Here is an 18453-nt window from a genome sequence, read left to right on the forward strand (position 1 = left end):
GGGGAGGGGGCCGGCCCGGCTCCTTCCCCACCCGGGCCGTCCCACCTACCGGAGGAATCCCCGTGCTCAGACGCCGACTCGTCGGATGGCTCGTGATGAGCGTCATCCTGTTCTTCGTCATCTCTGCGCTCCTGTTCGTTCTCGTTTCGCTGACGCCGGGCGATGCCGCCCGCGCAATCGTCGGGCCGACAGCGAGTGAGGAGCGCTACCAGCAGGTGCGCGTCGAGCTCGGGATTGATCTGCCCCTCTGGCAGCAGTACCTGCGCTGGCTGACATCGCTCCTGCAGGGCGACCTCGGCCGGTCGCTCGTTTCGGGGGTGCCGGTGACCCAGGTGCTCGCCGACCGCGTCGAACCCACCCTCGCCCTCATGCTCTGCACGTTCGTCTGCGCCTCCATCCTGGGGATCGTGCTCGGCGTCATCGGCGCGTCTCGTCCCGGGGCGGCAGGAAAGGCCGCCGACCTCGCGAGCGTCGTCGGATCCGCCGTGCCGACCTTCTGGATCGGGCTCGTGCTGTCGGCCGTCTTCGCCGTACAGCTGCGACTCGTACCCACGAGCGGGTACACACCGCTCGTCGACGGCCTGGGACCATGGTTGTCGCACATGATCCTGCCGATAGCGACCCTCACCATCGGAGGAACGGCGCTCCTGGCCAAACAGACCCGTGACGCCGTGGCTGAGCAGCTCGCCCAGCCGTACATCGTGCTGCTGCGCTCGCATGGCGTGAGCGAGCGACGCATTCTCTGGCGGCACGCGCTCCGCGGCGCCGCGGTGCCCATCGTCACGATCCTGGGGATGAAGATCATCGGGCTCACGAGCGGCACAGTGCTCGTCGAGAGCGTCTTCGTGATCCCCGGGTTCGCCGGCTACGCCGTGAACGCGACGCTGCTGCACGACCTGCCTGTCGTGCAGGCGATCACGCTCCTGTTCACCGTCGTCATCATCGCCACCAACCTCGTCGTGGAGATGCTCTACGCCAGGCTCAACGTCAAGGAGGCAGCCCAGTGACCGCGACCCCCGCCGAGGTCGTCGCCCTCGCCGATGCACCCCCAGCCCGCGACACCCGCACGGTCGTGCCGCTCTGGCGGCAGTTACTGGCCCGGCCCGTGTTCGCGACGTGCACCGCGATCATCCTGATCCTCGTCGCGCTCGTCGCCCTCGCCCCGATCATCGCGCCGTACCCACCACTTGAGCAGGATCTCACCGCGACGCTTCAGGGACCGTCCGCCGCCCATCTCCTGGGCACCGACGATCTCGGCCGCGATGTCCTATCCCGCCTGCTCCACGGCGGCCGCGTGACGATGCTTGGCGTACTGCAGGCGCTGGTGGTCTTTCTTCTGGTCGGCACCGGGCTGGGCCTGGTGGCGGGCATGGGTCGCGGCTGGGTCGACACCGCGATCGTCCGGGCCGCCGAGATCCTCATGAGCCTGCCCGCGTTCATCATCCTCCTCGTGACCCTGTCGATCGCCCCGGGCAACATGACGCTTGCGATGGTCACGATCGGCGTGCTCACCAGTCCCCTGCTGATGCGCGTGGTCCGGGGAACGACGAAGTCCGTCCGCGGAGAGCTATTCGTCCGCGCGGCGCGCATCATGGGTCTGAGCGAGACCCAGATCACGCTGCGTCACGTGCTCCCCCGCCTCGCAGGCCCCATCATTGTTCAGCTCACGATCTTCTCCGGTGCCGTAATCCTCACCGAGACGGGACTCGGATACCTCGGCTTCGGCGTGCGCCTGCCCCACCCCAGCTGGGGAAACATGGTCCAGACGGCGAGCGAGAACATCACGCGCGCCCCGTGGCTCCTGATCCCCACCGGCGGCGTCATCATCGTGACGATCCTCTCGCTCATGCTCATCGGCGACGGCATCCGCGACGCCGTGGCCGACCGCTGGACCGGGGCCGCGGTGCGCCGGCGCCGCCCCCGTCCGGCGGCGCCAGCGGCGATGACGGTGGGTGCCGCGCAGGACGATGCCGTGATCGTCGTCGACGGGCTCACGATCGTCGCCGACCACGCGACAGGCGAGGTGCCGATCGTGGAGGGCGTCTCGTTCCGCATCCTTCCCGGTGAAACTGTCGCGCTGGTGGGCGAGTCGGGGTCCGGCAAGTCGGTCACCGCGCTCGCGGTGCTCGGCCTCACCCGAGGGCTCCGCAAGACCAGCGGGCGAGTCCTCGTCAACGGCGCCGACATCGGAGCGCTCTCCCCCGAGGCCTTGCGACAGCTACGGTCGAACACGTTCGGCTACATCACGCAGGACCCGCAGCCTTCCCTAGACCCGTCGATGCGCGTCGGCGACCTGCTCGCCCAGCTCGTGCGGCTGCATCAGGGGGTCGACGTCGCGCAGTCCCGGCGCATTTCCCTCGAGTTGCTCGAACGTGTGCGCATCCCCGACGCCGCGATGGTCGCGCGGCGCTACCCCCACCAGCTGTCCGGCGGCATGGCGCAGCGTGTCGTGATCGCGGCGGCGCTCAGCGCGCGGCCACGCATCCTCATCGCCGATGAGCCGACGACCGCCCTCGACGTCACCGTGCAGGCCGAGATCCTCGCACTCCTGCACGACCTGTGCGATGCGGATGACTCCATGGCGCTGCTGCTCATCACGCACGACTGGGGCGTCGTCGCAGACATCGCCGACCGCATCGTCGTCCTGCACGACGGCCAGCTCATCGAATCAGGTGACGCCGCGCGCGTGTTCACCGAACCGGAGCACCCCCACACCCGCGCGATGCTCGCCGCTGACCCCGCCCATCTGGAGGTGCGCGGCCCCCGGCCGCCTGCCCCCGCGCTCCTGAGGATCGAAGGCCTTGAGATCGCGTACAACTCGAAGGATGCCGCCGGCCGCCCCGTCCGTACCACGGCGGTGAATGGCCTCGACCTCACGGTGCGCGCCGGCCGCACACTCGGGCTGATCGGCGAGTCGGGGTCGGGCAAGACGAGCGTCGGCAATGCGGTCGTCTCGCTCGTGACGCCCTCGGCAGGCAGCATTCGGCTCCGTGACGAGGAGTTGGTGGGCACCGGCCGTGCCCGCCGTCGGGAGCTGGCCACGAAGGTCCAGATGATCTTTCAGGACCCGTACGGATCGCTCAACCCGGTCCGCACGGTCGGCTCGACCCTCGCCGAACCGCTCATCCTGGCACACGGGATGTCGCGGGTCACCGCCGAGCGGGCGGTGCGCGAGGCGCTCGAGCGCGTCGGCCTGCCCGCTGCTGCGGCGAGCCGGTACCCGGCGCAGTTCTCAGGCGGTCAGCGCCAGCGCATAGCCATCGCCCGGGCCGTCGTGCTCCGGCCGGACCTCATCGTGTGCGACGAGCCGGTGAGCGCGCTCGACCTGTCCATCCAGGCGCAGGTGCTGGAGTTGTTGCAGGAGCTTCAGGACGACCTGGGTATGGCCTACCTCTTCATCTCGCACGACCTGTCCGTCGTACGTAGCTTCTGTGACGAGGTCGCGGTGATGTACCGGGGTGAAGTCGTCGAGCGCGGGGCGACCGCGGAGGTCGTGGCGCGCCCTGCACACCCGTACACCCGATCTCTGCTGGATGCGGCGCCGGTGCCCGACCCGTCGGTGCAGCGCGGCCGCTCCGTCAGCGTGCAACGGTGGGTACCGTGAGCACTATCGTGACGATCCACGACGTCGCCCGGGAGGCGGCAGTATCACCGGCCACGGTGTCCAACGCGATGAACCGGCCCGGCCGGGTTGCCGCCGACACCCGCGCCCGCGTCCTGGCCGTGGCCGATCGCCTGGGCTACATACCCCATGCCGTCGCGGCGCATCGCGCGCGCACGGCGACTTCTCGCGTCGGCATCATCGCACCGTTCACGACCTACGCCTCGTTTGCGGCACGCATCCAGGGTGCACTCACCGTCCTCAGCGCCGACAATCTCGAAGCCATCGTCTATGACCACCCCTCCGCGAGCCGCTCCCCCTCGCCCCGTCTCGCGAGCCTGCCGTTCTCCGGCAACCTCGACGGCCTGGTCATCATGGGCGTGCCTATCGACACGGGAATCGCGGACCGTCTGCTCGCGCGCGGCCTGGCGACGGTGCTGGTCGACTCCCGGCATCCGCAGTTCACATCCGTCGTGCTCGACGAGGAGCGCGGTGCGACCCTGGCCGCCGAGCACCTCATTGGACGCGGGTTCGAGCAGTTCGTCTACGTCACGGAAGGGCAGCGTTCCAAGGACTACGTCTCGCAGGGCAAGCGCCGCCTGACCGGGTTCGTGAACGCGCTGCGGGAGCGGGGCGTGGCAGAGAGCGCCATCCACTGCATAACGGCGCCATCCGGCAACGCGAAGGCGGGCCAGGCCGCCGCCGAGCACGTCGCTCTCCTGTCCCGGGAGGGCCGCGTGGGGGTGCTCTGCGGGCACGACACTCTCGCTGCCGGTGTTCTATCCGGGCTGCGCGGCCGCGGTGTTGCCGTCCCCGACCGGGTCGGGGTGATCGGGTGGGACGGCGGCGAGGTCGTCGAGGCGCTAGGGCTCACCACGGTGCGTCAGCCACTCGTCGAATCGGGCCGGGCGGGCGCCGAGCGCCTCGTCGCACTGCTGCACAACCCCACCGCCCCAGTCGAACGCGTGGTCTTGGCGCCGGTGCTCGCCGAAGGGATCACCTCGTGAGCGCGCTGACTCCAGGCCAGGAGATCACATCCCTGCCCGGGCAACTGCCGCCCCGCCTCGCCGAGATGATCCGCCGCGCGCGCGAGCGCATCCCGGTCGGCGACGCCCCCGTCGACCGGCCGTTCGCGCCGGCAGCGACGGAGGCCGCGGCTGACTGGCTCGCACGCCTCCGCACGGCGCGGGCAGCGCACGACGCGCACGCGCTCGCGTGGCGCGCCGCCCTGGACGCCGCCGCTGCAGAGATCACCGGCGCCACGCTGGCCGACCTCCTCGCACCGGCTGCGCCGGTGACGCGGCAGGTGCTCGACCTCCCGACACCGGGCCGCGCCTCGCTCACGGGCCGCCTTGCGGCGCTGCTTCCGAGCGGGTCCCCCGGCGGGGAGGGGCCGTCCCGACCGGAGGACGCCGTCCCCGTGTGCGTCACAGCTCCGCAGACCCCCCGTCAGCCTGCGCCCGTCATCGTCGTCCTGCACGGTGGCGCGTACTGGATGGGAGGCGGGACCGTCTCGTCGGTCACCAGCCGTCCCCTGCATGACTTCCTCGCCTCGCAGCTGGGCGCCTTCGTGCTGGACGTCGACTATCGGCTGGCTCCCGAGCATCCCTTCCCCGCGTCGATAGTGGACGCCCTCGAGGTGGTGGACGCGATTCGGCGCGGCATCTCGGGCCTGCCGCTCGATCCGACGCGCATCGCCGTCGTCGGCACGAGCTCAGGCGGCAACGCTGCCGCGGCATGCGCCCTCGCAGACGCCGCGCGCGCCCCCGCGCGTCCGCTCGCAGCGCTTGGCCTGCTCGTTCCCTCCGTCGACCTCACCGGCCCGCTCACCGGCGACCGGGAGCAGCTGCTGCGCGCTTACGCCGGCGACGTCGCGCGGCACGACCCGTGGCTTTCCCCCGCGCACCACGATGCGCTGGGGACGCTTCCGCCGACGTTCGTCGCGGAGGCGGAGTATGACGAGGTCGCTCGCGGCGGGTCCTTGCTCGCAGAGCGCATGAATGCGCAGGGCGGACGGGCCGACCTTCGCCTCTACCCGATGACGCACACGGCGGCAGAGCCCGCCGTGGAGGCGCGGATGGCCGAGGACCTGCGCGAGTTCCTCGCATCGGTCTTCCGGCCAGCATGAAGGCGGCGTGACCCTCAGCCACCCGGCTCGGCGGGGCTCGTCGCGATCCCGGCGAGGTCAGTTCAGCGGCTTGAGTTCCAGCTCGGCCGCCGTCGTTGCGGCGGACACCGTCGCGAACGAGGTGTAGCCGTCCGCAGCGGCGCGCTCCAGCAGCGCCTTGAGGTTCTTGGTGCGCTGTTCCAGCCGCACCCGGGAGCCGCCGGCGACCAGCCGGGCCTTCAGCGCCAGCAGCTGCGTCATCGGCACGTCCCGGTCGTGCACCAGCACGACGGCGGAGCCGTCCGCTTCGTCGGCACCCGAGACGAGGTCGACGATCCGCTCGAAGCCGATCGAGAACCCGACGGCCGGCACGTCCTGGCCGAGGAACCGGCCGATCATGCCGTCGTAGCGGCCGCCGCCACCCAGCGAGTAGCCGACGCTGGGGTGGGCGAGCTCGAAGATCGTGCCGGTGTAGTAGCCCATCCCCCGCACCAGGAACGGGTCGAACACCAGCGGGATGTCCGCGGCGTCGCCACGCGCCGCCGCGACGGTCTCACCGAGAGTCACCAGGTGCGCCACGACCTCGTCGGCGATGCCGGCCGGCAGTGCCTTGCGGATCTGACGCTCGCCGTACGGGTGGTATTCGAGGGTCTGCGGCCGACCCAGGAACTCCGCGAACGCGTCGACCGCGGCAGGCGTCGCGCCGCGGTCGCGCAACTCCGCGGCCACTCCCTCGGGGCCGATCTTGTCGAGCTTGTCGATCGTGATGAGCACGCCGGGGCGCTCGTCGGGGGCAAAGCCGAAGACGTCGAGCATCGCGTCCAGCGCGCGGCGGTCGTTGATGCGGATCGTGCCGCCCTCGAGCCCGAGCGCGTCGAGGGTGTCCAGGCTCGCGACGATGAGTTCGGCCTCGGCGCGCGGCGTGGCGTCGCCGATGACGTCGATGTCGCACTGCATGAACTGCCGGTAGCGCCCCTTCTGCGGGCGCTCCGCGCGCCATACCGGGGCGATCTGGATCGACCGGAACACGGTGGGAAGCTCCGCGCGGTGGCTGGCGTAGAAGCGGGCCAGGGGCACGGTGAGGTCGTAGCGCAGCCCCAGATCCGCCAGCGCGGCGACATCGAGGGTCGACTGGTCTGCGGCGGCGGCGAGCGCAGCGGCATCAAGTCCCCGTTTGAGCACATTGAAGGCGAGCTTCTCGTTGTCGCCGCCGATGCCGGCGTGCAGCCGGCCGTACTCCTCCATGACGGGGGTCTCGATCTCGTCGAACCCATGCGCGCGGTAGCGCTCACGGATCACGGCGAGCACACGCTCGCGACGGGACTTGTCTGCGGGGAGGAAGTCGCGCATGCCGCGCGGCGGATTGACGGATGCCACGGAACGATTCTCTCAGGAAGCCGGCGGCTGCTCGGCCGCGCGGACATCGGCCTCCAGCGTGCGCAGTCGTTCCCGCAGGGCCCGTTCGGCGTCCCAGCCCTGCGCGCGGGCGGTGGCCACCAGCGCCAGGAGGGCGTCGCCGAGCTCTGCCTCGTCGGTCGGGGCGGTCGTCGCGGGGGTGGGCGTGACGCCGACGGACGCGGCCTTTCCCAGCAGCTTCTGCGCCAGAGCGAGCGAGGGCATGTGGGGGGACACTCCGTCGAGCACGCTGGTGCGGGCGTGTTTCTCGGCCGCCTTGGCGGCGTTCCAGTGCACGAGCACCTCTTCGGGCGTGGTCGCGACCGCCCCGGCGAAGACGTGCGGATGCCGCCGGACCATCTTCGCCGTCAGCTCCCGTGCCACGTCGTCGATGTCGAAGGGGTCCGAGTCATCCCGCGAGGCGATCTCGGCGTGGAACAGCACCTGCCACAGCAGATCACCGAGTTCCTCGCGGAGGTCCGCGCGGGACCCCGCCTCGACGGCATCCACCAGCTCGGCGGCTTCTTCCACCAGATACGGCACGAGCGCGCGGTGGTCGATCTGCTGCGTCCACACGCACCGATCGCGCACTGCCCGCATCGTCTGTGCCGCCTCGCGCAGCGCGTCCGTCCCGGTCACGCCGTCACCGTCTGCCGCCTGTAGTGCCATGCCCGCCAGGATACGAGCCCGGCGGCGAGCGCGAGCGAGACCACCGAACCGGCGAGCACCCCCAGCGTCGCCTGGTCGCGGGTGGCGGCATCCCCGGCGAAGGCCAGTTCGCTCAGCAGCAGCGACACCGTGAAGCCGATCCCGCCCAGCGCGCCCGCCGCAAGCAGGTCGGCCAGCGGCAGCCGCGGCGCACCCGGCTGAGCGATCATCCGTTGCGCGAGGGCACCGGCGGCCACGATGCCGACGATCTTGCCCACCGGCAACGCCACGGCCACCCCCCAGAACGCCGGCGACAGCGCGCCGTCGGAGACGGCGGGGATCGCCACGAGTGCGGCGGACAGCGCGAACAGGGGCAGCACGACGGCGTTGACCCAGGGTTCCAAGGCGTGCCGCACCCGCAGCGCGGGGCGCTGGGCCATAGCCAAGCCCAGCGCGACGCCGGCGATCGTGGCGTGCACGCCGGATTCGTGGACGAAAACCCAGGTGGCCACCGCGAGGAGCACCAGCGCGATGGCGATCGGCACCCGCGCCCGCGTGTCGAGCTGGCGGCTGAGCACCGCGAACAGCACGACCGACACCAGGGCTACTGCGAGCATGCCCCAGTCCACGTCGGCGGTGAACAGCACCGCGATGAAGACGATCCCCACGATGTCGTCCAGGATCGCCAGAGCGAGGAGGAAGACCCGGATGCCGGCGGGCAGCCCGGTGCCGAAGACCGCCAGCACCCCGAGGGCGAAGGCGATGTCGGTGGCGGTGGGGATGGGCCAGCCATCCCGCGTCACCGCGCCTCCGGCGATCAGCAGGTACAGCGCGATGGGCACCAGCACTCCCCCGGCGGCGGCGATCGCCGGCTGCAGGGCGCGGCGCGCCGAGTTCAGCTCGCCCTGGGTGAGTTCGAACTGCAGCTCCACGGCGACGACGAAGAAGAACACCGCCAGCAGTCCGTCCTGGATCCAGTGACCCACCGACAGCTCCCACACGCCCGGGATGCCCAGCGGAGCGTTCTTCACCGCTGTCGCGGCATCCGCCCATGCGGAATTCGCGATGACCACGCCGGCGACGGCGGCCAGCAGCAGCACGATCGCCGGGAATCGTGCGGAGCGCAGCAGAGACATGGGACCTCCCGGGGTCGGGTAGGGGCGTCCGTCCCCACATCCGGGGACGTGCCGACCAGACTTCCCGGCGCACCGAGACCCATCGTACCGACCCGGGTGCCGGACGTGGCCTGCTCCCTCGCCGCGTAGCGTTGAGGGCATGCGTGATGTCACCCCCACCGAGGCCATCGATCTCGTCGGCCGTTTCGAAGCCGGTCAAGAACTGCCCGAGCAGATGCGCGCCGACGTGCGTCTGCTGGGCGGACTGCTGGGCGACGTGCTGCGCGAGAGCGGCACGCCGGGACTCTACGACGACGTCGAGCGACTGCGCACCGCGACGATCCAGGCCTACACCGACGAGACCGACCAGGCCCACGAGCGCGCCGCGGCGATCGCCGAGGAGCTGCCGCTGGCCCGCGCCGAAGAGGTCGCACGGGCCTTCACGGTGTACTTCCACCTCGTGAATCTCGCCGAGGAGCACCAGCGGGTGCGGATCCTGCGCGAACGTGACGCGAGCCCGCAGCGCGAGAGCGCGGTCGATTCCGTCGCGGCGGCCTTCGGGCGACTGGCCGAGGAGATCGGCGACGACGCGGCGCTGTCCCGGCTGCAGGCGCTGCGGTTCCACCCGGTCTTCACCGCCCACCCCACCGAGGCGCGTCGTCGCGCGGTGTCCACCGGCATCCGTCGCCTGGCCGACCTGCTTGGCGAGCACGACACGACCCTGCCCGAGGGCGCCGACCGCCGCCGCGTCGAGCGCCGCATGCTGGAGGAGATCGATACGCTCTGGCGCACCGCCCCGCTGCGCGCCGAGAAACCCGCCCCCACCGACGAGGTGCGTGCCGTGATGGCCGTCTTCGACGACACCCTGTTCACCGCCGTCCCGCAGGTGTACCGCCGCATCGACGACGCACTGCAGGGCCCGCTCGCGGGCGGGCGTCCTCCGGTGGTCGCGCCGTTCGTGCGCCTGGGCACGTGGGTCGGCGGCGACAGGGACGGCAACCCGTTCGTCACGGCGTCCGTCACCCGCAAGGCCGCCGCGATCGCGAGCGAGCACGTGCTGCTGGGGCTGGAACGCGCCGCGAACCGCATCGGCCGCAGCCTGACGCTGGATGCCGCGACCACCCCGCCCAGCGACGACCTCATCGCCCTGTGGCATCGCCTGCGGGCAGCCGACGAGGACGCCGCGGCCGAGATCGCCAAGCGCTCCCCCGCCGAGCCGCACCGCCGCGTACTGCTGCTGATCGCCCGCCGCATCGCCGCGACCGGCGCCCGCAACGCCGACCTCGCCTACGGCGACCCGGAGCAGCTGCTGGCCGACCTGCGCATCCTGCAGGACTCCCTCGTGCAGGGCCGGGCTGCCCGCCAGGCATACGGGTCGCTGCAGCAGCTGATCTGGCAGGTCGAGACCTACGGCTTCCACCTGGCCGAGCTCGAGGTGCGCCAGCACTCCGACATCCACGCCCGCGTACTCGCCGAGCTCGAGGCGGGCGACGCACGCAGCGAAGAGGCCGAAGAGGTGCTCGACACCTTCCGCGCCGTCGCGTTCGTGCAGGAGCGCTACGGCGTGCGTGCCGCAGGCCGCTACATCGTGTCCTTCACGCGCACCGCCGAGGACCTCGCCAACGTGCACCGGCTGGCCCGGCACGCCGTCGGACCTGCGGGCACTCCCCCGGTGCTGGACGTCATCCCGCTGTTCGAGACCTTCGCCGACCTTCAGGCAGCGCCCGCGGTGCTGGCCGAGATCGTCGAACACCCCGAGTTCCGGGCACGGCTGGATGCCACCGGAAGGCGCCTGGAGGTCATGCTCGGCTACTCCGACTCGTCGAAGGACGTCGGACCGGTCGCGGCGAACCTGGCCCTCTACGAGGCGCAGGCGAAGATCGCCGCGTGGGCGCGGGAGAGCCGCATCGAGCTGACCCTGTTCCACGGCCGCGGCGGTGCGCTCGGTCGCGGCGGCGGCCCCGCGAACTCGGCGATCCTCGCCCAGCCGCCGCATTCGGTGGACGGCCGGTTCAAGCTCACCGAGCAGGGTGAGGTGATCTTCGCCCGCTACGGCGACCCCGCCATCGCGATGCGTCACATCGACCAGGTCGCCGCGGCGGTGCTGCTGGCATCCGCCCCCTCCATCGAGCAGCGCAACAGCGCCGCCGCCGCCGAGTACGCCGATGTCGCGGCGACGATGGATGCCGCCTCACGCGAGCGGTTCTTCTCGCTCGTGAAAGCCGACGGTTTCGCATCGTGGTTCGCCACCGTCACGCCGATGGAAGAGGTGGGGCTGCTCGCCCTCGGGTCACGCCCGGCCCGCCGTGGACTGTCGGTGGAGTCCCTCGAGGATCTCCGGGCGATCCCCTGGGTGTTCGCGTGGACGCAGGCGCGCATCAACCTGGCCGGCTGGTTCGGGCTCGGCTCGGCGCTGGAGGCCGTGGGCGACGAGGAGCTGCTGCGCGGCGCCTACGCGCGCTGGCCGCTGCTGCGCACTCTCGTGGACAATGTCGCGATGAGCCTCGCCAAGGCCGACACCCGCATCGCGCGGGAGTACCTGCAGCTGGGTGACCGGCCGGACCTGGCCGAACTCGTGGTGGCGGAGATGACGCTCACGCGGGACTGGGTCCAGCGCCTGACCGGCGGCGGCCTGCTGGGCAACAAGCCGGTGCTGCAGCGTGCGGTGAAGATGCGCAGCCCGTACGTCGACGCGCTGTCGCTGCTGCAGCTGCGGGCGCTGCGGGCACTGCGCGACGACCGGCTGTCCGAGGCGGACGGTGCCGACAACCGTCACCTGCTGCTGCTGTCGGTGTCCGGCGTGGCGGCTGGCCTGCAGAACACCGGGTGAGCCGGCTCAGACCACGCGGCGGTCGTGCTCGTGGCGGGCGAGCGAGCGGGCATACCGCTCGGTGAGCTGCGCCATGAGGTCGGGGGTGTCACGGTCGAGCCCGAAGACGTAGCCGGGGAAGTCCAGCTCCTGCTGCAGCGCCCAGATCTCCTCGTGCCGGTCGGGTGAGAGGATGCGCGCCGGGTCGCCCACCGCGACCCAGCCGATCGGGACGACCGAGCGCTCCGGCAGCACGGTGCGCAGGTGCACGACGGCGTTGATGCGCACTTCGCTACGGGAGCCGACGCGTGCGCCGTTGAAGACCCGGGTGCCGGTGGCCAGGAAGACCTCCTCCCCGATCGTCGCGCCCGAAATGCTCGCCATCGGGCCGACGAGGGTGTGATCGCCGATGTGCACGGCGTTGGTCGACGTCGCCCGCACCAGCGCGTTCTCCATCACGATCACATGCGCACCGAGGGTGAGCGGACCGCCCTCGGAGGTGAGGACGGCACCGTGCAGGATCTGGCAATCAGGCCCGATGTGCACGTCGCCGCTGATGACCGCCGTGGGCGCGACCTGCGCGTCGGGGTGGATGCGGGGCTGGGCCCCGAGGTGCTCGAACCGCACGTCGCCTCCTGGTGAGCGCGACGGGGCGCGCTCTCCCCGCCAGCGTAGGGGGCCGCCGCGGTACGCGTCGAGCGTCCAGATTCCGCCGCTAAAGTGGAGCGGGCCGACACACGCGGCCCTGCCTCACCCGTCGGCCAGAAAGCTCCACCGTGCCCGAAACCCTCGTCGCCCTTCCCGCCCCCGTCAGCGACGTGTACGACACCGTCGTATCGCGCAACCCGCACGAACCCGAGTTCCTGCAGGCGGTGCACGAGGTACTCTCGTCCATCGTTCCCGTGCTCGAGCGGCATCCGCAGTTCGTCGACGGCGGCATCCTGGAGCGCATCGTCGAACCGGAGCGGCAGATCCTGTTCCGCGTGCCGTGGGTCGACGACGCCGGTCGGCTGCAGGTGAACCGCGGGTTCCGAGTGCAGTTCTCCTCGGTGCTGGGGCCGTACAAGGGCGGCCTGCGGTTCCACCCGTCGGTGAACCTGTCGATCATCAAGTTCCTCGGCTTCGAGCAGATTTTCAAGAACGCCCTGACCGGTCAGGGCATCGGCGGCGCCAAGGGCGGCAGCGACTTCAACCCGCACGGGCGGTCGGATGCCGAGATCATGCGGTTCTGCCAGGCCTTCATGAGCGAGTTGTACCGGCACCTGGGTGAGCACACCGACGTGCCCGCCGGCGACATCGGCGTGGGCGCCCGGGAGATCGGCTACCTCTTCGGCCAGTACCGCAAGATCACCAACCGCCACGAGTCGGGCATGTTCACCGGCAAGGGCGTGCAGTGGGGCGGCGCCGAAGTGCGCACCGAGGCCACCGGCTACGGCGCGGTGTTCTTCACGCAGGAGATGCTGGCGGTGAAGGGCGACTCCCTCGACGGCAAGCGCGTCGCCGTCTCCGGCTCCGGCAACGTCGCGCTCTACGCGATCGACAAGGCCCACCAGCTGGGCGCGATCCCGGTGACGGCGTCGGACTCGTCGGGGTACGTCGTCGACGACGCCGGCATCGATCTGGCGCTGCTGCGCCAGGTGAAGGAGATCGACCGCGAGCGCATCTTCGCCTACGCCGCGCAGCGCCCCGGCGCACGGTTCGTGCCGGATCGGCGCCCGTGGGAGGTGCCAGTGGACATCGCCATCCCCTCGGCGACGCAGAACGAGCTCGACGAGGACGACGCCCGCGCGCTCATCGCGAACGGCGTGCGTGCCGTGGCCGAGGGCGCCAACATGCCCTCGACGCCGGGTGCGGTGGCCGCGTTCCAGCAGGCCGGCGTGCTGTTCGGCCCCGGCAAGGCCGCCAACGCCGGCGGTGTGGCCACGTCGGCACTGGAGATGAGCCAGAATGCCGCGCGGCAGCGCTGGAGCTTCGCCGACAGCGAGCGCAAGCTCCACGCCATCATGAAGGGCGTGCACGACGCGGCGTTCCAGGCGGCGGAGCAGTACGGCAGACCCGGCGACTACGTGGTCGGGGCGAACTCCGCCGGCTTCGAGCGGGTGGCCCACGCGATGCTGGCCCAGGGCGTCATCTAAGCCCACCGGCGTCTCACCGACACAGGAGAACTCCGCGCTACAGGACGTTTCGGCCGGAATCGTCCTGTTGCCGGGAGTCTTCCTGTTCTGCGGAGGGGTGCCGGGGCCTCAGTCCGCGTGCGTGATCTCGCAGTCCGCCCCCGGCGCGAGGATCGTCTCGTGACCGTCGTCGAACATGACGGTCAACAGCGGCGATGCGTCGGTTCCGTGGACCTCCTTCACGACGCCCTGACGCTCGGGAGCCCCCACCGTGCGGCCATGGATGCGGATGCGATCCCCCACTGCGGTCTTCATCGTCGACCACCTCCTGCCGCCACGGTACGACGCCACGGCGGCGGATGCGAGGGGGTGCCCGATCAGGCCGGCGGTGCGGCCTTGTCGTCGGGTGCCGGCAGCGGGAAGAACTGGTTCAGCACGTCCGCCGCCCACGCGATGAGGTCGCGATCGGCGACCTGTTCGCCGCCGGCCGTCGGCAGCGGCACCACCATCGCCTCGCCGCCGGCGAGGATCTTGCCCTTCGGGTACAGCCGCTGCAGGCGCACCCGAAGCGAATCCGGCAGGTGCGCGGGGGCGATCCGCAGGTTCGGACCCATCGCGACGACGTCGGTGAGCCCGGACTGCGCGGCCCGGCGACGCAGCCGCGCCACCGCGAACAGACCTTCCGTCTCCGGCGGGAGCTCGCCGTACCGGTCGGTCAGCTCCTCGATGACGAGGTCGATCGCGTCGTCCTTGGCCGAGGCGGACGCCGCGGCGGACAGCTTCTGGTAGGCCTCCAGGCGCAGTCGCTCGCTGTCGATGTACGACTCCGGGATGCGCGCCTGCACCGGCAGCTCGAGGCGCAGCTCGGTGCCGCCCTCGACGTCCTCGCCGCGGAAGGATGCGACGGCCTCGCCGATCATGCGCAGGTACAGGTCGAACCCGACCCCGGCGATGTGCCCGGCCTGCTCGGCACCGAGCAGGTTACCCGCGCCGCGCAGCTCGAGGTCCTTCAGCGCCACCTGCATGCCCGAGCCCAGGTCGTTGTTGACCGCGATGGTCTCCAGCCGGTCGGCGGCCGTCTCGCTCAGCGGCTTCTGCTCGTCGTAGAGGAAGTAGGCGTAGGCGCGCTCGCGCGCTCGCCCGACGCGGCCGCGCAACTGGTGCAGCTGGCTGAGGCCATACTTGTCGGCGCGGTCGATGATGATCGTGTTGGCGTTGGCGATGTCCAGCCCGGTCTCGATGATCGTCGTGGACACCAGCACATCAGCGCGACGCTCCCAGAAGTCGTCCACGACCTTCTCGAGGGCGTGCTCCCCCATCTGGCCGTGCGCGACGGCGATGCGTGCCTCCGGGACGAGCTCGGCCAGGTGTGCCGCGACCCGCTGGATCGACGACACCCGGTTGTGCACGTAGAAGATCTGCCCTTCGCGCAGCAGCTCGCGGCGGATCGCGGCGGCGATCTGCTTGTCGCTGCGCGCTCCGACGTACGTGAGGATCGGATGCCGGTCCTCCGGCGGGGTCTGCAGCGTCGACATCTCCCGGATGCCGGCGACAGCCATCTCGAGCGTACGAGGGATGGGCGTCGCGCTCATCGCCAGGATGTCGACGTTGGTCTTGAGTTTCTTCAGCTGGTCCTTGTGCTCGACGCCGAACCGCTGCTCCTCGTCGATGATCAGCAGCCCGAGGTCCTTGAAGATCACACCTTCGGTGAGGATGCGGTGGGTGCCGATGACGAGGTCGACGGTGCCGTCCAGCAGACCCGCGACGGTCTCGCGTGCTTCCTTGTCGGTCTGGAACCGCGACAGCGGGCGCACCTTCACCGGGAATCCGGCGAACCGCTCCGTGAACGTCTCGATGTGCTGCTTGACCAGCAGCGTCGTCGGCACCAGCATCGCGACCTGCTTGCCGTCCTGGATGGCCTTGAACGCGGCACGGACGGCCACCTCGGTCTTGCCGAAGCCGACGTCGCCGGACAGCAGCCGGTCCATCGGGACCGGCTTTTCCATGTCGGCCTTGATCTCATCGATCGTCTGCAGCTGGTCGGGGGTCTCTGCGAACGGGAACGCCTCCTCCAGCTCACGCTGCCACGGGGTATCGGGCCCGAACGCGTGGCCCTTCGCCGCCATCCGAGCCGAGTAGAGCTTCACCAGCTCCACCGCGATGTCACGCACCGCCCGGCGGGCCTTGCCCTTGGCTTGGGCCCAGTCGCTGCCGCCCATCTTCGACAGGGTCGGCGCCTCACCGCCGACGTAGCGCGACAGCATGTCGAGCTGGTCGGTGGGTACGTACAGCTTGTCGCCCGGGAAGCCGCGCTTGGAGGGGGCGTACTCCAGCACCAGGTACTCGCGCTGGGTCTTGACCGCCTTGCGCCCGCCGCTGGAGACCTCCCGCTGCACCAGCTCGACGAACTTGCCGATGCCGTGCGTGGTGTGCACGACGTAATCGCCGGCCTTCAGCTGCAGCGGGTCCACGACGTTGCGCCGACGCGAGGCGAGCTTCTTGACCACCCGGCCGTCACTGCCGATCGTGCGGCCGTAGAACTCCGACTCCGTCAGCACCGCCAGCTTGGCATCGGGCACTTCGAACCCGCGCTCCAGCCGCGACACGACAGTCAGCGCGATCCCGGGTTCCGGGACCGCGTGGACGTCGACGACCTCTCGGGCGGCGATCCCCCGCTCGGCCATGACGTCGCGGGCTCGCTCGACGAGCCCGGTGCCGGAGGCGGCGACCACGACGCGCCAGCCGTCGGCCAGCAGGGTGCCGATGTGGGTCGTCGCCCCGTCCACGTTGCCGTGGAACGAGGGCACCGACCGCGCGTCGACCCGCTTGACCGCGGCATCCTGCAGCGCGACATCGACGTCGACGAGCCCTTCGGCCGCGGCATCCACCGCACCGGAGTCGAAGGCGCTGAGCGTCCACCACACCCCGCCGCGGTCACGGGTGACCTGCTCCAGCTGCGGCAGCGTGAGGAAGTCCCCCGCGCCGAGGTCGACGGGGCTGTCAGCGCCGGCGGTCGCGGCGCTCCACGCCGCCTCGAGGAATTCGCGGTTGGTGTCGCCGAGGGTCATCGCCCGGGTGACGGAGCGTTCCGGATCCACCAGGGCGGCGGCGGTGCCGGCAGGCAGATAGTCCACCAGCGTGACGATCTCGTCGACGAGCACCGGCAGCAGCGACTCCATGCCCTCGGCGGGGATGCCCTGCGCCATCTTCTCGAGCATGCCGGCCAGACCGGGGTACTGTCCGGCGAGGCCGCGGGCGCGTTCGCGCACCGCGTCGGTCAGCAGCAGTTCGCGGCTCGGGATCAGCGACACCTCGCGCACCTCGCCGGGCAGCGAACGCTGGTCGGCCACCGAGAACGCGCGGATCTGGTCGACTTCGTCGCCGAAGAACTCGACGCGGTAGGGGTGGTCGGCCACCGGCGGGAACACATCGAGGATGCCACCGCGGACGGCGAACTCGCCGCGGCGCGACACCATGTCCACGCGGTGGTAGGCCAGCTCCACGAGTCGCCGGGAGACATCGGTGAGATCGTGACCGCGACCACCGGCGATCAGGTGCACCGGCTCGACATCGGCCAGACCTGCCGCAATGGGCTGCACGGCGCTGCGCACCGACGCGGTGATGACCAGCGGCACGGCGCCGTCCCACGCGGCGATGTCGCGCAGCACGGCCAGGCGCTGACCGACGGTCTCGGCGCTGGGGCTGAGTCGCTCGTGCGGCAGCGTCTCCCACGCCGGGAAGTGGTGCACCACGGCGCCGGGGAGGAGCTCACCCAGGGCGGTGCCGAGGGATTCCGCGCGGCGGCCGGTCGGGGCGATGGCCAGCAGCGCGGCGGGCTTTCCCGCCTCACGGCGGCGCTCGATGAGCCCTGCCAGCAGCGGGGCGCCGAGACCCTCCACGATCGAGAAGTCGGTGTCGACGGATGCCGATTCCACCGCCTCCCGGAAGGACTCGGCCTGCATGAGGGCGCGCACGATCCCGGGAACTGTCACCCTACGAGTCTACGTGCGGCCGCTGACACGGGCGCTCGTAGGATGGGGCCGTGAGCGACCAACCCGCCCCCGCGACGCGTCCCGGATTTCCGACGCCGCCCGTCGTCCCCCCGCCCTACACCGGACCGTACGCCTCGCCGGGTGCGGTGTACCCGGCATCCGCCCCCGGCCCGGCACCGCAGCGCCCGGCGACCCTGGGAATCGTGGCTCTCGTGCTGGCGCTGCTGGCGACCGTGGGCGCGTCGATCGTCGCCGCGGTCGCGGGACTGCGGATCGCGGAGGTCCTCGCCGCGGCGATGCTCGCCAGTCCGTCCGGCGCGTTCGACTGGTCGGCCCTCGCCCCCGCGCGCGGGGCGGTGATGGCCGGCGAGCTGAGCTTCTGGATCGGCACGGCGCTCGGGGTGTGGGCGCTGGTGCAGGGGATCATCGCGATGGTCCAGCAGCGGGGTCGCGGTGTGAGCATCGCCGCCGTGGTCATCGCCGCGGCGGGCCCGGTCGTGTTCTGCGTCGCCGTCGTGGCCGCGCTCAGCGTCGGCGGAGCCCGCCCCTTCGCCTGACTCCCGAGTGAGTATTCACGCCGCCGAGTGAGTATTCACGTCGCCGAGTGAGTACTCACGCGAATACTCACTCGAGGGCGCGAATACTCACTCAAGGGCGTGAATACTCACTCGC

Annotated in this window: 13 protein-coding genes; 7 read left to right on the forward strand and 6 right to left on the reverse strand. The window is 71.1% G+C overall.

Annotated features, from left to right (window positions below; translation table 11 throughout):
* Positions 1–62: 62 nt before the first annotated feature.
* The 4 genes from QNO11_RS09755 to QNO11_RS09770 are packed head-to-tail and all read left to right on the forward strand — an operon-like array spanning position 63 to position 5729.
* Complete coding sequence (locus QNO11_RS09755; RefSeq protein ID WP_257508464.1) at positions 63–1007, forward strand: ABC transporter permease; 945 nt, start codon at positions 63–65, stop codon at positions 1005–1007.
* Positions 1004–3604, forward strand: a complete 2601-nt coding sequence (locus QNO11_RS09760; protein WP_257508463.1) for an ABC transporter ATP-binding protein/permease — start codon at positions 1004–1006, stop codon at positions 3602–3604. The genes QNO11_RS09755 and QNO11_RS09760 overlap by 4 nt, the downstream gene beginning before the upstream one ends.
* Positions 3601–4608 (forward strand): LacI family DNA-binding transcriptional regulator, encoded by a 1008-nt coding sequence (locus QNO11_RS09765; protein ID WP_257508462.1) that lies wholly within the window; start codon positions 3601–3603, stop codon positions 4606–4608. Before QNO11_RS09760 ends, QNO11_RS09765 begins: the two co-directional genes overlap by 4 nt.
* Complete coding sequence (locus QNO11_RS09770; protein ID WP_257508461.1) at positions 4605–5729, forward strand: alpha/beta hydrolase fold domain-containing protein; 1125 nt, start codon at positions 4605–4607, stop codon at positions 5727–5729. Before QNO11_RS09765 ends, QNO11_RS09770 begins: the two co-directional genes overlap by 4 nt.
* Before the next feature lie 57 nt (positions 5730–5786).
* On the opposite strand, the gene hisS is transcribed toward QNO11_RS09770, so the two are convergent.
* Genes hisS through QNO11_RS09785 form a run of 3 tightly spaced genes read right to left on the reverse strand, consistent with a single transcriptional unit; the run spans position 5787 to position 8887 of the window.
* On the reverse strand, positions 5787–7058 hold the full coding sequence (gene hisS, locus QNO11_RS09775) for a histidine--tRNA ligase (protein WP_257508757.1): 1272 nt from the start codon (positions 7056–7058) through the stop codon (positions 5787–5789).
* A gap of 39 nt (positions 7059–7097) precedes the next feature.
* A complete protein-coding gene (locus QNO11_RS09780; protein ID WP_257508460.1) occupies positions 7098–7772 on the reverse strand; it encodes a MazG nucleotide pyrophosphohydrolase domain-containing protein in 675 nt (224 codons plus the stop codon).
* Complete coding sequence (locus QNO11_RS09785; protein WP_257508459.1) at positions 7739–8887, reverse strand: Na+/H+ antiporter NhaA; 1149 nt, start codon at positions 8885–8887, stop codon at positions 7739–7741. Before QNO11_RS09785 ends, QNO11_RS09780 begins: the two co-directional genes overlap by 34 nt.
* 139 nt (positions 8888–9026) lie before the next feature.
* Here QNO11_RS09785 and QNO11_RS09790 point away from each other — a divergent pair, with 139 nt between their 5' ends.
* A complete protein-coding gene (locus QNO11_RS09790) occupies positions 9027–11696 on the forward strand; it encodes a phosphoenolpyruvate carboxylase (protein ID WP_257508458.1) in 2670 nt (889 codons plus the stop codon).
* Positions 11697–11702: 6 nt separating this feature from the next.
* Here the strand turns inward: QNO11_RS09790 and QNO11_RS09795 are convergent, their stop codons facing one another.
* The gene (locus QNO11_RS09795) at positions 11703–12302 is read right to left on the reverse strand and encodes a gamma carbonic anhydrase family protein (protein WP_257508457.1); all 600 of its coding nucleotides are present in this window, start codon (positions 12300–12302) and stop codon (positions 11703–11705) included.
* Positions 12303–12451: 149 nt separating this feature from the next.
* Here QNO11_RS09795 and gdhA point away from each other — a divergent pair, with 149 nt between their 5' ends.
* The gene (gene gdhA, locus QNO11_RS09800; protein WP_257508456.1) at positions 12452–13810 is read left to right on the forward strand and encodes an NADP-specific glutamate dehydrogenase; all 1359 of its coding nucleotides are present in this window, start codon (positions 12452–12454) and stop codon (positions 13808–13810) included.
* A 108-nt stretch (positions 13811–13918) separates the two neighbouring features.
* Here gdhA and QNO11_RS09805 read toward each other — a convergent pair whose 3' ends face one another.
* The gene (locus tag QNO11_RS09805; RefSeq protein WP_257508455.1) at positions 13919–14104 is read right to left on the reverse strand and encodes a DUF1918 domain-containing protein; all 186 of its coding nucleotides are present in this window, start codon (positions 14102–14104) and stop codon (positions 13919–13921) included.
* Between the two features lie 62 nt (positions 14105–14166).
* Positions 14167–17781: a transcription-repair coupling factor gene (mfd, locus tag QNO11_RS09810; RefSeq protein WP_257508454.1), complete on the reverse strand. Its 3615-nt coding sequence runs from the start codon at positions 17779–17781 to the stop codon at positions 14167–14169.
* A 50-nt stretch (positions 17782–17831) separates the two neighbouring features.
* Here mfd and QNO11_RS09815 point away from each other — a divergent pair, with 50 nt between their 5' ends.
* Entirely contained in the window at positions 17832–18338 is a 507-nt protein-coding gene (locus QNO11_RS09815; RefSeq protein ID WP_257508453.1) for a hypothetical protein, read from the forward strand.
* Positions 18339–18453: the final 115 nt, after the last annotated feature.

The sequence above is a fragment of the Microbacterium sp. zg-B96 genome, assembly GCF_030246865.1.
GTDB lineage: Bacteria > Actinomycetota > Actinomycetes > Actinomycetales > Microbacteriaceae > Microbacterium.